We start from the raw sequence: 14084 nt of genomic DNA on the forward strand, positions 1-14084 counted from the left end.
GTGTTGCGCCTGAACTTCGTGCTGATCGCCACGCTGGTCATCAGCGCCATCGCACTGGTGTCGTCGCAGCACCGTTCGCGCGCGCTGCACACCGAACTCGAACGCGAGCTCACCCGCATGCGGGTGCTCGAAACCGAGTGGGGCCAGCTGCAGATCGAACAGGGCTCGCTGGCCGCGCACGCGCGCATCGCCGGTCTGGCCGAATCCAAGCTCAAGATGCGCGCGCCGGAACGCGACCGCGTCATCGTCATCGACCCCTCCGAGGCCGGACAATGAAGTTCGCCCACAACCCGCTGCTCGCCGAACTGCTGCCGGCCTGGCGCGCGCGCCTGATGCTGGTGGTCATGATGGCACTGTTCGGCGGTCTGGTTGCCCGCGCCTTCTGGCTGCAGGTGGTGAACGACGAGTTCTACCAGCGCAAGGGTGAGGAACGCTTCTCGCGCGTACTGCCGACACCGGCTTCGCGCGGCCGCGTACTCGACCGCAACGAACAGGTGCTGGCGATGAGCACCCAGGTGTCGGCCATCGTCGCCGAATCGCGCCCGACGCGTACCGACGCCAAGGCCAACCCGCGTGACATCGGGGCCGAGAAGCTCACGCCGGCACAGATCCGCCAGCTGGCCGAACTGCTGGGCATGGATCACCGCGAGGTCGCGCGCAAGATTCCGGAAAACCGGGGCCGCAGCTATCTGAAGCGTCAGGTGCCGCCGGACGTCGCGAAACAGGTGCTGGCACTGAAGCTGCCGGGCATCCGCTCGGAACCCGAATACCGCCGCTACTACCCGCACGGCGAGGTCAGCGCGCACGTGGTCGGCTTTACTGGCATGGACGACAACGGTCTCGAAGGCATCGAGCTGGCGATGAACCGCCCGCTCACCGGCAAGGTCGGATCGCGCCGCGTGATCACCGACGCCCGCCGCAACGTGGTCGAGGACGTCGAGGTGCTGGCACCGCCGCGCGACGGCGGCGACGTGCGGCTGGCCATCGACACCCGCCTGCAGTTCCTGGTGCACAGCCGGCTCAAGCAGGCGGTCAGCGAACACAAGGCACGCGCCGGCAGCGCCGTGGTGGTCGATTCACGCACCGGCGAAGTGCTGGCGCTGGCCAACTGGCCGACCTACAACCCGAACAACCGCGAACAGCTGTCCGGCCCGCCGCTGCGTAACCGCGCCTTCACCGACACCTACGAGCCGGGTTCGACAATCAAGCCCTTCATCGCCGCGATGGCGCTGGAAAGCGGCCGCTACACCTTCGACACACCGGTCGATTGCGCCGGCAAGCTCACTTTCGGCCGTCACTCGATCGGTGACGCACACCCGCACGGCACGCTCAGTCTGGCCGAGGTGATCCAGAAGTCGTCGAACATCGGCGTCGCCAAGATCGCCGGCACCTTCAAGCCGTCCGAAATGTGGCAGACCTACGACCAGCTCGGCTTCGGCTCGCCTCTGCGTCTCGGTTTCCCCGGTGAGGCGGGCGGCCGCCTGCGCCCGGCAGCGAACTGGAAGCCGGTCGAGCAGGCCACGATGTCCTACGGCCACGGCATGTCGGTCACGCTGATGCAGATGGCGCGTTCCTATCTCGTGTTCGCGCGCGACGGCGACCTGATCCCGCTGTCGCTGACCCGCGTCGACACGCCGCCGATCAACGGCCTGCAGGTGTTCTCGGCACAGACCGCGCGCGAAGTGCGCCGCATGCTCGAAATGGCCGCCGGTGCCGGCGGCACCGCGCCGAAGGCACAGATTCCGGGTTACCGCGTCGCCGGCAAGACCGGTACCGCGCACAAGCTCGAAGGCGGCAGCTATGCGAACAAGTACATCGCGTCCTTCGTCGGCTTCGCACCGGTGTCCGACCCGCGCTACATCGTCGCGGTGATGATTGACGAACCATCCAACGGTGTGCACTACGGTGGTCAGGTCGCCGCCCCGGTGTTCTCCGACATCATGAACGCCACGCTGCGCGCCACCGGCGTACCGCCGGACGCACCGGTGCCTGTGCTGCAGATGGCGCGCAACAGTGCCGCCGGCAAGGAGGGCTGGTGAGCACCGACCGCTCTTCCGCCGTCATCGCCCGCGTGCGCGACACGCTGTCGCGCGGCGGCGTCGTGCCGCGCGCGCTGCGCGCCGATTCGCGCCAGGTACAGGCGGGCGATCTGTTCTTCGCCCTGCCCGGCCAGCGCACCGACGGTCGTCGCTTCATCGACGCCGCCATCGAGCGCGGTGCCTGCGCGGTGCTGTGCGAAGCGGGCGCTACGTCGCCAGACGCCGCAGTACCGGTGATCGAGGTCGATTCGCTGCGCAGTCACGCCGGCGCGCTCGCCGACGATCTGCTCGACCATCCCTCCTCTGCGCTTCACGTGATCGGCATCACCGGCACCAACGGCAAGACCTCGGTCAGCCAGTGGGTCGCCCAGGCGCTGGATCTGCTCGGTACGCGCTGCGGCGTCATCGGCACGCTGGGCAGCGGCCTGCCCGGCCAGCTTTCTGAATCGGCCAACACGACGCCGGACGTGGTCAGCGTGCACCAGACACTGGCTGACCTGCGCGCCGCGGGCGCCAGCGCCTGCGCGATGGAAGTGTCGTCGATCGGCCTCGACCAGGGACGCATCGACGGCGTCCGGATCCACACCGCGGTGTTCACCAACCTGACCCGCGACCACCTCGACTATCACCCGGACATGCAGCATTACGCGGCCGCAAAGGCCACCCTGTTCTCCCACCCCGGCCTGTGTGCCGGAGTGATCAATACCGACGACGCTTTCGGCCGTTCGCTGGCGGGCGAAGTCGCGGCACGGCTGCCGGTCACCGGCTGCGCGCTCGACGCCGAGCTGCCGCAGGGCGTGCACGGACTGCGCGCCCGCAACACCGATCTGGCGCACGGCCTGCGCTTCGACATCGAGCACGGCAACGAGCGGGCGCATGTCGACGCCGCCCTGGTCGGCCGCTTCAACATCCAGAACCTGCTCGCCGTCACCGGCAGCCTGCTGCATGCAGGCGTGGCACTCGCCGACGCCGCACGCGTCGCCGGTCAACTGCTGCCGCCACCCGGCCGCATGCAGCGGCTCGGCGGTCACGGCGAGCCGCTGGTTGTGGTCGACTACGCACACACGCCAGACGCACTGGAGCAGGCGCTGCGCGCGCTGCAGCCGGTGGCCGAAGCACGGCGCGGCAAGCTGCTGTGCGTGTTCGGCTGTGGCGGCGACCGCGATCCAGGCAAGCGGCCGCTGATGGGCGCCGTCGCCTACGAACACGCTGCCCGTACCTGGATCACCTCGGACAACCCGCGCAGCGAAAACCCGGAGGCCATTCTCGACGACATCGCCGCCGGGCTGCCAGCCTGTGCCGACGTGCTGCGCGAGGTCCATCGCGCACTCGCGATCCGCGCCGCCATCAGCACGGCCGACGCACGCGACGTCGTCCTGATCGCCGGCAAGGGACACGAGCACTATCAGGAACGCATGGGCCTGCGCACGCCCTGGTCCGACGCCGACCAGGCCGCCGCCGCCCTCGCCGTCCGCGGAGGCGTGCAATGAACGCACTGTGGAAGGCCTCCGAAGTCGCGGCCGCCTGCGGCGGCACGCTGAGCGGCCCCGACGTCGACATCGCCGGCTTTTCGACCGACAGCCGCGCGGTGAAGGCCGGCGACCTGTTCGTCGCGCTGCGCGGCGAGCGCTTCGACGCGCACGACTTCATCGCCGACGTGCAGGCAGCGGGTGCGGCCGCCGCGGTGATCGCCGCCGACTGCGCGCACACCACGGGCACGCTGATCCGTGTCGCCGACACCCGCACGGCACTAGGCGACATCGCCCGCGCCTGGCGCAGCCGCTTCACGCTGCCGCTGATCGGCGTCACCGGCAGCAACGGCAAGACCACGGTGAAGGAAATGATCGCCGCCATCCTGCGCGCGCACGCGCTCGGCGTCGGCTGGAATCCGGACACGACGGTACTGGCCACGCGCGGCAACCTGAACAACGACGTCGGCGTTCCGCTGATGCTGTTCGGCCTGCGCGCGACGCACCGCATGGCGGTGATCGAGATGGGCATGAACCACCCGGGCGAGATCGCCTGGCTGGCCGGCATGGCGAAACCGACCGTGGCGCTGGTGAACAACGCCCAGCGCGAGCACCTCGAATTCATGAACAGCGTGGCCGAAGTCGCACGCGAGAACGGCGACGTGTTCGACGCGCTCGGCGCCGACGGCATCGCAGTGGTCAATGCCGACGACGATTTCGCCGACTACTGGTGCGGCCGCAACGCGGCGCGGCGCGTGCTGCGATTCGGTCTCGACCACGCCGCCGAAGTGTTCGCCACCGCCACGCCGGAAGGACTGGGCTACCGACTCGACCTGCGCGGCGCCTTCGGCACCGCCCGCATCGTGCTGCGCGTGCCCGGCCTGCACAACGCACGCAACGCGCTGTGCGCCGCGACCGCCGCGCTGGCCGCGGGTGCCGACATGGCCGCCGTGGTGTGGGCGCTGAACCGCTTCGAAGGCGTCAAGGGCCGCCAGCAGGTGCGCGTCGGACTGGCCGGCAGCACGGTGATCGACGACAGTTACAACGCCAACCCCGATTCGGTGCGCGCCGCCATCGACGTACTCGCCAGCGCAGCGGGCCGGCGCATCCTGGTGCTCGGCGACATGGGCGAGGTCGGCGACCAGGGCCCCGAATTCCACCGCGAAGCCGGCGCCTACGCACGCGAACGCGGCATCGACGCACTGCACGCCCTCGGTGAAGCCTCCACGCACGCCGTCGCCGCCTTCGGCACCGGCGCCCTCCATTACCCCGATCACGCCTCGATCGCCGACGCGCTGCGCCCCGAGCTCGACGCCCGCACCACGGTGCTGGTCAAGGGCTCGCGCTTCATGCGCATGGAACGCGTCGCCGAGGCGCTGCTCGCACACACCGGACAGGACAACCATGCTTCTTGAACTTGCCCGCTGGCTGGCGCAGGACATCCGCGCATTCAACGTTTTCAACTACATCACGCTGCGCGCAGTGCTGGCGATGATGACTTCGCTCGCCATCTGCTGGATGTTCGGCCCCATGCTCATCCGCAAGCTGACCGAATACAAGATCGGTCAGGCGGTGCGCGACGACGGCCCGAAATCGCATCTGACCAAAGCCGGCACGCCGACCATGGGCGGCGCCCTCATCCTGATCGCGCTCGGTGTCACGACGCTGCTGTGGGCCGACCTGTCGAACCGCTACGTCTGGGTGGTACTGGTCGTCACGCTGGGCTTCGGCGCGGTGGGCTGGGTGGACGACTGGCGCAAGGTGGTGCATCGCAACCCGAAGGGCCTGCCGGCCAAACCGAAGTTCTTCTGGTCGTCGGTGTTCGCCGCTGGCGCCGCGGTGTACCTCGGCCTGACCGCCCAGGTGCCAGCCCAGCTCGAACTGATCGTGCCCTTCTTCAAGACCGTGGCCTACCCGCTCGGCGCGATCGGCTTCATGGTGCTCACCTACTTCGTCATCGTCGGCACCAGCCACGCGGTAAACCTGACCGACGGCCTCGACGGCCTCGCGACGATGCCGGCGGTGATGGTGAGCGGCGCGCTCGCCATCTTCGCCTACGTCGCCGGCAACGCGGTGTTCTCGCGCTATCTGGGCGTGCCCTTCATCCCCGGCGCCGGTGAGCTGGCCATCTTCTGCGGCGCGCTGTGCGGCGCCGGTCTCGGCTTCCTGTGGTTCAACGCCTATCCGGCGGAAGTGTTCATGGGCGACGTCGGCGCACTGGCGCTGGGCGCCGCGCTCGGCACCGTGGCGGTCATCGTTCGCCAGGAAATCGTGCTCTTCATCATGGGCGGTCTGTTCGTCGCCGAAACGCTGTCGGTGATGATCCAGGTGCTCTACTTCAAGTGGTCGGGCGGCAAACGCATCTTCCGCATGGCGCCGCTGCACCACCACTACGAACTGGGCGGCTGGAAGGAGACGCAGGTGGTCGTGCGCTTCTGGATCATCACGCTGATGCTCGTGCTGTTCGGCCTTTCCACGCTGAAGCTGCGGTGACATGAACGCCCCCCACGCACTCTCCGTCGACACGGCACAGGCCCCGCACCGCGGGCGCCGTGCGCCGTCCGGCGGGTCGCGGAGCGCACGATGAGTATGTTCGGCACCCACGTCCTCGTCCTCGGCCTCGGTGAATCCGGCCTGGCCATGGCACGCTGGTGCGCCCGCCAGGGCGCCGAGCTGCGCGTGGCCGACAGCCGCGCCGCGCCGCCGGGGCTCGATGCGCTGGCGCGCGACATTCCGGCGGCCGAGCTGCGCTGCGGGCAGTTCGACGACAGCCTGCTCGACGGCATTGCGCTGCTGGCGCTGTCGCCCGGTCTGGCGCCGCACGAACCGCTGGTGCAGGAAGCCAAGCGTCGCGGCATCGAAGTGGTCGGCGAGATCGAACTGTTCGCACGCGCGCTGCGTGATCTCGGCTGGCGCGAACGCACGAAGGTGATCGCCATCACTGGCACCAACGGCAAGACCACCACCACCACGCTGACCGGCGCGCTGTGCCGTGCCTGCGGGCTGGCCACCGAGGTGGCCGGCAACATTTCGCCGGCCGCGCTCGACGCCTTGATGCGCGTCCTCGACGCCGGCACGGTGCCCGATGCGTGGGTACTCGAACTGTCGAGCTTTCAGCTGGAAACCACCGAAACGCTGGACGCCGACGCGGCCACCGTACTCAACGTGACGCAGGACCACCTCGACCGTCACCCGGGCGGCATGCCGGCCTACGCGGCCGAGAAGGCGCGCATCTTCGGCGCGCACACGGTGCAGGTACTGAACCGCGACGACCCCTGGGTCGCCGCGATGCGCCGCGATGGTGCACGCGCCATCGGCTTCGGCGACGGCGTGCCGACGGCCGGCGATTACGGACTGGCCGTGCGCGATGGACGCACCCAGCTGATGCGCGGCACGCAGCCGCTGCTCGCGCTCGACGACATGAGACTGGCCGGCCGCCACAACGCACACAACGCGCTCGCAGCGCTCGCGCTGTGCGAGGCGATCAGCCTGCCGCTGGAGCGCTGCGTCGCCACGCTGCGCGACTTCGCCGGCCTGCCGCACCGCGTCGAAACGGTGCTCGACGCCGGCGGCGTGCGCTTCATCGACGACTCCAAGGGCACCAATGTCGGCGCCACCGTGGCGGCCATCGAAGGTCTCGGTCGACCGCTGGCCATCATCCTCGGCGGCGACGGCAAGGGGCAGGATTTCGCGCCACTCGGCCCGGTGTGCGCGCGTCACGCCCGCTTCTGTGCACTGATCGGCCGCGACGCACCGGCCATCGCCGAAGTGCTCGCCGCCCACGGCGTTCCTCACCGCAGTTTCGCCACGCTGGAAGAAGCCACCCGTGCCGCGTACGCCGCCGCCGCGCCGGGCGACGCGGTGCTGCTGTCGCCCGCATGCGCCAGCCTCGACATGTTCCGCAACTACGCACACCGCGCCGAGGTGTTCATCGCCGAAGCGCGTCGCATCGCGGCCGAGGGAGTGCGCCCATGAGCGGCAGCATGCGCCTCGATACCTCACGCTTCGGCGATTCGCCGAAGCCGGCCGAACTCGACCCCTGGCTGCTGTGGCCAGCGGTCGCGCTGCTGCTGATCGGCCTCGTCATGGTGTACTCGGCGTCGATCGCGGTCGCCGACAGCAGTCGCTTCACCGGCAACAAGCAGGAGTTCTTCCTGATCCGCCAGGCGGTGTTCCTCGCCATCGGTGGCGTGGCGGCGCTGATGGCCTTTCAGGTGCCGATCCGCACCTGGCAGGCCTGGTCGATGTGGCTCTTCCTCGGCGGCATCGTACTGCTGGTGCTGGTGATGATTCCGGGCATCGGCAGCGTCGTGAACAACTCGCGCCGCTGGATCAACCTCGGCCCGGTGAACCTGCAGCCGTCCGAACTGGTGAAGCTGTTTACCGTGCTCTACGCCGCCAGCTACATCGTGCGCCGGCTGCCCGAGATGCACTCCTTCCGCCGCGCCTTCGTGCCGATGACCCTGGTCATCCTGCTGGTCGGCGCGCTGCTGGTGGCGGAGCCCGACTACGGCGCCTTCGTCGTCATCGTGCTGATCGCCTTCGGCATGCTTTTCCTCGGCGGCATCAACGGCAAGCTGTTCTTCTCGCTCGGCGTGGTCGCGCTGGTCGGTTTCGCGCTGATCATCCGCTTCAACGAGCTGCGCTGGGGCCGCTTCATCGCCTTCCTCGATCCGTTCAACAACGACCCGCTGGGCAAGGGCTACCAGCTCACCCACTCGCTGATCGCCTTCGGCCGCGGCGAGTGGTTCGGCGTCGGCCTCGGCGGCAGCGTCGAGAAACTGCTCTACCTGCCGGAGGCACACACCGACTTCCTGCTGGCGGTGATCGGCGAGGAACTGGGGCTGGTCGGCGTCGCAACGGTGATCGGCCTGTTCGCACTGGTGGTACACCGCGCCTTCGCGATCGGCCGGCGCGCCCTGCTGCTGGAGCGCGCCTACGCCGGTCTGGTCGCCCAGGGCGTCGGCATCTGGTTCGGCGTGCAGGCCTTCATCAACATGGGCGTGAACGTGGGCATCCTGCCGACCAAGGGGCTGACGCTGCCGCTGATGAGTTACGGCGGCTCGGGCATCCTGGTCAACTGCGTCGCGCTGGCCATCCTGTTGCGCATCGACTGGGAGAACCGTCGATGAGCGGCACCGCGCTGATCATGGCCGGCGGCACCGGCGGCCACATCTACCCGGGCCTCGCCGTGGCCGACGAGCTGCGCGCGCGCGGCTGGCGCATTGTCTGGCTGGGCAACGCCGACGGCATGGAAGCGCGCATCGTGCCGCCACGCGGCTACGAACTGCAGTGCATCCGCTTCACCGCGCTGCGCGGCAAGGGCCTGCTGCGCAAGCTCATGCTGCCGCTCAATCTGCTGCGCGGTTTCTGGCAGGCGCTCGGCGTGCTCGGCCGCGTGAAGCCGCAGGTGGTGCTCGGCCTCGGCGGCTACGTCACTTTCCCCGGCGGCATGATGGCCGCACTGCGCGGCATTCCGCTGGTGCTGCACGAACAGAATTCGATTGCCGGGCTGGCCAACCGCGTTCTCGCCGGCGTTGCCGACCGCGTGCTCGGTGGCTTCCCGGATGCGCTGCCGAAAGCCGAATGGACAGGCAACCCGGTGCGCGCCGACATCGCGGCGCTGCCGGCGCCGGTCGAGCGTTTCGCCGGCCGCAGCGGTCCGCTGAACATCCTGGTGGTCGGCGGCAGCCTCGGCGCCCAGGTGCTGAACGACACGGTGCCGCAGGCCCTGGCGAAGATTCCCGAAGGCGAGCGCCCGCAGGTGATCCATCAGGCCGGCGAACGCAATATGCCGGCGCTCGAGGCGGCCTACGCGGCAGCGGGCGTGCGCGGCACATTGCAGCCTTTCATCCAGGACATGGCCGGCGCCTACGCGCAGGCCGATCTGGTCATCTGCCGCGCCGGCGCGCTCACCGTCGCCGAACTGGCGGCGGCCGGCGTCGCCTCGGTGCTGGTGCCGCTGCCGCACGCGGTCGACGACCACCAGACCGGCAACGCACGCTTTCTCGCCGACGCCGGAGCGGCTGAACTGATGCCGCAGACGGCGCTAAATGCCGACTCGCTGGCCACCCTCATCCGTTCGCTCGACCGCGCCCGCCTGCTTGATATGGCACAGCGCGCACGCGCCCTCGCCCGCCCCGGCGCGACGTCCGAGGTGGCCGACATCTGCGCAGCACTCGCGCAAGGACAACAGAAATGAAACACAAGATCAGCCACATCCATTTCATCGGTATCGGCGGATCCGGCATGAGCGGCATCGCCGAAGTGCTGCTCAACCAGGGCTACGTGGTCAGCGGTTCGGACATCGCCGACAACGCGGTCACGCGCCGCCTCGCCGCGCTCGGCGCGCGCGTGGTGCAGGGTCACGCCGCCGACAACATCGCCGGTGCCGACGCGGTCGTCACCTCGACCGCGGTCAGCGCCGACAACCCTGAAGTCGTGCGCGCACGCGAGCGGCAGATTCCCATCGTGCCGCGGGCACAGATGCTGGCTGAGCTGATGCGCATCAAGCAGGGTGTGGCGGTCGCCGGCACCCACGGCAAGACCACCACCACCTCGCTGATCGCCAGCTGCCTGGCCGAAGGCGGACTGGACCCGACCTTCGTCATCGGCGGCCGGCTCAATTCGGCCGGCGCCAACGCGCGCCTGGGCACCGGCGAGTTCCTGGTGGCCGAGGCCGACGAGTCCGACGCCTCCTTCCTGTTCCTGTCGCCGGTGGTGTCGGTCGTGACCAATATCGACGCCGATCACATGGACACCTATGGCCACGACTTCTCGAAACTGAAGCAGGCCTTCGTCGACTTCCTGAACCGTCTGCCCTTCTACGGCGTCGCGGTGCTGTGCGCCGACGACGCGAACGTGCGCGAAATCATTCCGCAGGTGCCAAAGCAGATCATCCGCTACGGCCTCGATCCGAATGCCCAGGTGCGCGCCGAGAACGTGCGCGCCGACGGTACCCGCATGCTGTTCGACGCGGTGCGCGTCAATGGCACGACCACCCGCATTCCGGTCGAACTGAACCTGCCGGGCCTGCACAATGTGCGCAACGCGCTGGCCGCCATCGCGGTAGCCAACGAGGTCGGCGTGTCCGACGACGCGATCGTCCGCGCGCTCGGCGAATTCAAGGGCGTCGGTCGCCGCTTCACCCGCCACGGCGAAATCGCGCTGCCGGCTGGCGGCAGCTTCACACTGGTCGACGACTACGGCCACCACCCGGTCGAAATGGCCGCCACGCTCGAAGCGGCGCGCGGCGCCTACCCTGGCCGGCGCATCGTGCTGGCCTTCCAGCCGCACCGCTACACGCGTACCCGCGACTGCTTCGAAGACTTCGTGCGCGTGCTGTCGGGCGCCGACGCGGTGGTGCTGACCGAGGTCTATGCCGCCGGCGAAGCGCCCATCGTCGCCGCCGACGGCCGCGCGCTGGCGCGCGCACTGCGCGTCGCCGGCAAGGTCGAGCCGGTATTCGTCGAAGACATCAACGCGTTGCCGCAGACCCTGCTCGACACCGTACGCGACGGCGACGTCGTGCTCGGCATGGGCGCCGGCTCCATCGGGCAACTGCCCGCCAAATTCGCACAGGACATCCAGAAATGAGTACCCACGACACCGCCGCACTGGGCAAGGTCGCCGTGCTGTTCGGCGGCAGCTCAGCCGAACGCGAAATCTCCATCATGTCGGGCAGTGCAGTGCTGGCCGCGCTGCAGGAACAGGGCGTCGACGCCCACGCCTTCGACCCGGCGGAACGCGACCTGTGGGAACTGAAGCGCGACGGCTTCGACCGCGCGTTCATCGCGCTGCACGGCCGCGGCGGCGAGGACGGCACGATACAGGGCGCGCTCGAATGCCTCGGCATTCCCTACACCGGCAGCGGCGTGATGGCCTCGGCCATCGGCATGGACAAATGGCGCACGAAGATGGTGTGGCTGTCGGCCGGCCTGCCGACGCCGCGTTACAAGCTGCTGCACGCCGGCAGTGACTTCCGCGCCGTGGCGAACGAACTCGGCTTGCCGCTGTTCGTGAAGCCGGCGCGCGAAGGCTCCAGCGTCGGCGCCACCAAAGTGACCCGCATCGAGGACCTGGAAGGCGCCTACGAAAAGGCCGCGCGCTGCGATCCGCTGGTGCTGGCCGAACAGTTCATCAGCGGCCGCGAGCTGACCGCGCCCTTCCTCGGCGACATGGCACTGCCGCTGATCCGCATCGAAGCACCGCAGGGCAACTACGACTACCAGAACAAGTACTTCACCGACGACGTGAAGTACCACTGCCCGAGCGGGCTCGACGCCGATCTCGAACAGGAGATCCAGGACCTGGTGATGCGCGCCGCGCGGCTGATCGATTGCCGCGGCTGGGGCCGTGCCGACCTGATGCTGGGCGAGGACGGCCGCCCCTGGCTGCTCGAAATCAACACCTCGCCGGGCATGACTTCGCACTCGCTGGTGCCGATGGCCGCGCGTGCGGTCGGCATCGAGTTCGGCGAACTGTGCCTGCGCATCCTGGAGTCCGCCCGCCTTGGCTAAAAAGCCCTCAGCGCGCAACAAGGCCACGCAGCGCCGCGACGACGGCGGTCTGTGGGACAGCCCGCGCGCGCTGACGATGATCGCCGACGTGATCCTGCTGCTGGCAAGTGCCGCCATCGGCTATGCGCTGGTGATCATGGTCACCCGCATGCCGGTGCTGCCGTTGCAGTCGGTGACGCTGACGCGTGCGCCGGCCAACGTGAGTGCCGCGCAGATCGAGGACGCCGCGCGGCGCGCCGTCACCGGGAGCTTTCTCACCACCGACATCGAGCGCGCACGCACCGTGTTCGAAAGCCTGCCCTGGGTGCGCCACGCCACGGTGCGCCGGGTGTGGCCCGGTTCGCTGGAAATCGACATCGAGGAGCACGTCGCCGTCGCACGCTGGTGGGTGCCGCCTAACGTGCCGGCGCGCATGGTAAATGCCCAGGGCGAACTGTTCGTGGCCGAGCACGAAGCCGCACTGCCGCTGTTCATCGGGCCGGACGAGGACTCGGCCAGCATGCTGGCGCGCCACCTCGAATGGAGCGATCTGCTGGCGCCGATGGAGCGGCAGATCAACAAGCTGGTGCTGACGCGCCGCCAGGCCTGGCAGTTGCAGCTCGACGACGGAACGCGGCTCGAACTCGGTCGCGAGGAGGAGAAGTCGCCGATCGCCGAACGGCTCGCGCGCTACGTCAACACCCAGCCGGAAATCCTGCGCCGCGGCGCACAGAAAGTGATCTACGCCGATCTGCGCTACCCGAACGGCTACGCAATACGAATGAGCAGCACTGAACACCAGGACAGACCATGACAAGAGACAGCAAGGACCTCATCGTCGGCCTCGACATCGGCACGTCGAAAATTTCGGCCGTCGTCGCACAACTCGGCAGCGACGGACGGCTCGACATCCTCGGCCTCGCGACCCAGGAGGCGCAGGGCCTGAAGAAGGGCGTCGTGGTCAACATCGAAGCCACCGTCGATTCAATCTCGCGCGTGATCCAGGAAGTCGAGCTGATGGCCGACTGCAAGGTGCGCGAAGTGTTCACCGGCATCGCCGGCAGCCACATCCGCAGCTTCAACTCGAATGGTGTGGTCGCCATCAAGGACAAGGAAGTCACCCGGCTCGATCTCGAACGCGTGGTCGAAACCGCGCGCGCAATGCCGATTCCGGCCGATCAGGAAATCCTGCACACGCTGACCCAGGAATTCATCATCGACGGCCAGGACGGCGTGCGCGAGCCGATAGGCATGAGTGGCAAGCGGCTCGAAGTGCGCGTGCACATCGTGACCGGCGCCGTGTCGGCGGCGCAGAACATCATCAAGTGCGTTCGCCGCTGCGGCCTCGAAGTGGTGGACCTCGTGCTGCAGCCGCTGGCTTCCAGCCAGGCCACGCTGTCGGAGGACGAAAAGGATCTGGGCGTCTGCCTGATCGACATCGGCGGCGGCACCACCGACATCGCCATCTTCACCCAGGGCGCGATCCGCCACACGGCGGTCATCCCGATCGCCGGCGACCAGATCACCAACGACATCGCGATGGCTCTGCGCACGCCGACCGCCGAGGCGGAAGACATCAAGCTGCGCTACGGCGTGGCGATGTCGGCACTGGCCGACGCCGAGGACATGATCGAAGTGCCGGGCATCGGCGACCGCGGCCCTCGCCGCATGTCGCGCCAGGCGCTGGCCGACGTGATCGAGCCGCGCGTGTCCGAGCTGTTCGAACTGGTGCAGGCCGAACTGCGACGCAGCGGCTACGAAGAACTGCTGTCGTCCGGCGTGGTGCTGACCGGCGGCAGCGCAACCATGCGCGGCATGGCCGACCTGGCCGAGGACGTGTTCCACCTGCCGTCACGCGTCGGTGTACCGGAATGCAGCGGAAACCTTGCCGACGTGGTGCGCCATCCGCGCTACGCGGCGGCGATCGGGCTGGTGATGGAGGGCGCTGCGCAGCGTCGTCGGGGGCAGGTTGCGCGCGAAACGAGGAACGTCCGTCAGGTGCTGGCCAACATGCGTTCCTGGTTCGAAAGAAATTTCTGAAATTCGGGACGCAAACGGCATCTACGGCATGCGTTGCA

Annotated in this window: 12 protein-coding genes; all 12 read left to right on the top strand. The window is 68.7% G+C overall.

The window, feature by feature from the left end:
- The 12 genes from ftsL (at nucleotide 1) to ftsA (ending at nucleotide 14046) form a co-directional block, all read left to right on the top strand.
- Complete coding sequence (ftsL, locus tag METFAM1_RS0109050; protein WP_024300597.1) at nucleotides 1–276, top strand: cell division protein FtsL; 276 nt, start codon at nucleotides 1–3, stop codon at nucleotides 274–276.
- On the top strand, nucleotides 273–2039 hold the full coding sequence (locus tag METFAM1_RS0109055) for a peptidoglycan D,D-transpeptidase FtsI family protein (RefSeq protein ID WP_019919289.1): 1767 nt from the start codon (nucleotides 273–275) through the stop codon (nucleotides 2037–2039). The genes ftsL and METFAM1_RS0109055 overlap by 4 nt, the downstream gene beginning before the upstream one ends.
- A complete protein-coding gene (locus METFAM1_RS0109060) occupies nucleotides 2036–3529 on the top strand; it encodes a UDP-N-acetylmuramoyl-L-alanyl-D-glutamate--2,6-diaminopimelate ligase (protein WP_019919290.1) in 1494 nt (497 codons plus the stop codon). The genes METFAM1_RS0109055 and METFAM1_RS0109060 overlap by 4 nt, the downstream gene beginning before the upstream one ends.
- Nucleotides 3526–4923 carry a UDP-N-acetylmuramoyl-tripeptide--D-alanyl-D-alanine ligase gene (locus METFAM1_RS0109065; protein WP_019919291.1) on the top strand — a complete coding sequence of 466 codons (1398 nt, stop codon included), beginning with the start codon at nucleotides 3526–3528 and terminating at the stop codon, nucleotides 4921–4923. Before METFAM1_RS0109060 ends, METFAM1_RS0109065 begins: the two co-directional genes overlap by 4 nt.
- Nucleotides 4913–6001 carry a phospho-N-acetylmuramoyl-pentapeptide-transferase gene (mraY, locus tag METFAM1_RS0109070; protein WP_019919292.1) on the top strand — a complete coding sequence of 363 codons (1089 nt, stop codon included), beginning with the start codon at nucleotides 4913–4915 and terminating at the stop codon, nucleotides 5999–6001. Before METFAM1_RS0109065 ends, mraY begins: the two co-directional genes overlap by 11 nt.
- 90 nt (nucleotides 6002–6091) lie before the next feature.
- On the top strand, nucleotides 6092–7483 hold the full coding sequence (gene murD / locus METFAM1_RS0109075) for a UDP-N-acetylmuramoyl-L-alanine--D-glutamate ligase (protein WP_024300598.1): 1392 nt from the start codon (nucleotides 6092–6094) through the stop codon (nucleotides 7481–7483).
- Entirely contained in the window at nucleotides 7480–8640 is a 1161-nt protein-coding gene (ftsW, locus tag METFAM1_RS0109080) for a putative lipid II flippase FtsW (RefSeq protein ID WP_019919294.1), read from the top strand. The genes murD and ftsW overlap by 4 nt, the downstream gene beginning before the upstream one ends.
- Nucleotides 8637–9710, top strand: coding sequence for an undecaprenyldiphospho-muramoylpentapeptide beta-N-acetylglucosaminyltransferase (murG, locus tag METFAM1_RS0109085; protein ID WP_019919295.1), 1074 nt, complete (start codon nucleotides 8637–8639; stop codon nucleotides 9708–9710). The genes ftsW and murG overlap by 4 nt, the downstream gene beginning before the upstream one ends.
- Nucleotides 9707–11104: a UDP-N-acetylmuramate--L-alanine ligase gene (gene murC, locus METFAM1_RS0109090; protein WP_019919296.1), complete on the top strand. Its 1398-nt coding sequence runs from the start codon at nucleotides 9707–9709 to the stop codon at nucleotides 11102–11104. Before murG ends, murC begins: the two co-directional genes overlap by 4 nt.
- The gene (locus METFAM1_RS0109095) at nucleotides 11101–12027 is read left to right on the top strand and encodes a D-alanine--D-alanine ligase (protein WP_019919297.1); all 927 of its coding nucleotides are present in this window, start codon (nucleotides 11101–11103) and stop codon (nucleotides 12025–12027) included. The genes murC and METFAM1_RS0109095 overlap by 4 nt, the downstream gene beginning before the upstream one ends.
- Entirely contained in the window at nucleotides 12020–12820 is an 801-nt protein-coding gene (locus tag METFAM1_RS0109100; protein WP_019919298.1) for a cell division protein FtsQ/DivIB, read from the top strand. The genes METFAM1_RS0109095 and METFAM1_RS0109100 overlap by 8 nt, the downstream gene beginning before the upstream one ends.
- Nucleotides 12817–14046 (top strand): cell division protein FtsA, encoded by a 1230-nt coding sequence (gene ftsA, locus METFAM1_RS0109105; RefSeq protein WP_019919299.1) that lies wholly within the window; start codon nucleotides 12817–12819, stop codon nucleotides 14044–14046. Before METFAM1_RS0109100 ends, ftsA begins: the two co-directional genes overlap by 4 nt.
- Nucleotides 14047–14084: the final 38 nt, after the last annotated feature.

The sequence above is a fragment of the Methyloversatilis discipulorum genome (assembly GCF_000527135.1).
GTDB lineage: Bacteria > Pseudomonadota > Gammaproteobacteria > Burkholderiales > Rhodocyclaceae > Methyloversatilis > Methyloversatilis discipulorum.

What these genes read in the sequence shown, in the direction of transcription:
- METFAM1_RS0109055 (WP_019919289.1), top strand. Translation starts at nt 273, where the DNA reads ATGAAGTTCGCCCACAACCCGCTGCTCGCCGAACTGCTGCCGGCCTGG.
- METFAM1_RS0109065 (WP_019919291.1), top strand. Translation starts at nt 3,526, where the DNA reads ATGAACGCACTGTGGAAGGCCTCCGAAGTCGCGGCCGCCTGCGGCGGC.
- mraY (WP_019919292.1), top strand. Translation starts at nt 4,913, where the DNA reads ATGCTTCTTGAACTTGCCCGCTGGCTGGCGCAGGACATCCGCGCATTC.
- murD (WP_024300598.1), top strand. Translation starts at nt 6,092, where the DNA reads ATGAGTATGTTCGGCACCCACGTCCTCGTCCTCGGCCTCGGTGAATCC.
- ftsW (WP_019919294.1), top strand. Translation starts at nt 7,480, where the DNA reads ATGAGCGGCAGCATGCGCCTCGATACCTCACGCTTCGGCGATTCGCCG.
- murG (WP_019919295.1), top strand. Translation starts at nt 8,637, where the DNA reads ATGAGCGGCACCGCGCTGATCATGGCCGGCGGCACCGGCGGCCACATC.
- murC (WP_019919296.1), top strand. Translation starts at nt 9,707, where the DNA reads ATGAAACACAAGATCAGCCACATCCATTTCATCGGTATCGGCGGATCC.
- METFAM1_RS0109095 (WP_019919297.1), top strand. Translation starts at nt 11,101, where the DNA reads ATGAGTACCCACGACACCGCCGCACTGGGCAAGGTCGCCGTGCTGTTC.
- ftsA (WP_019919299.1), top strand. Translation starts at nt 12,817, where the DNA reads ATGACAAGAGACAGCAAGGACCTCATCGTCGGCCTCGACATCGGCACG.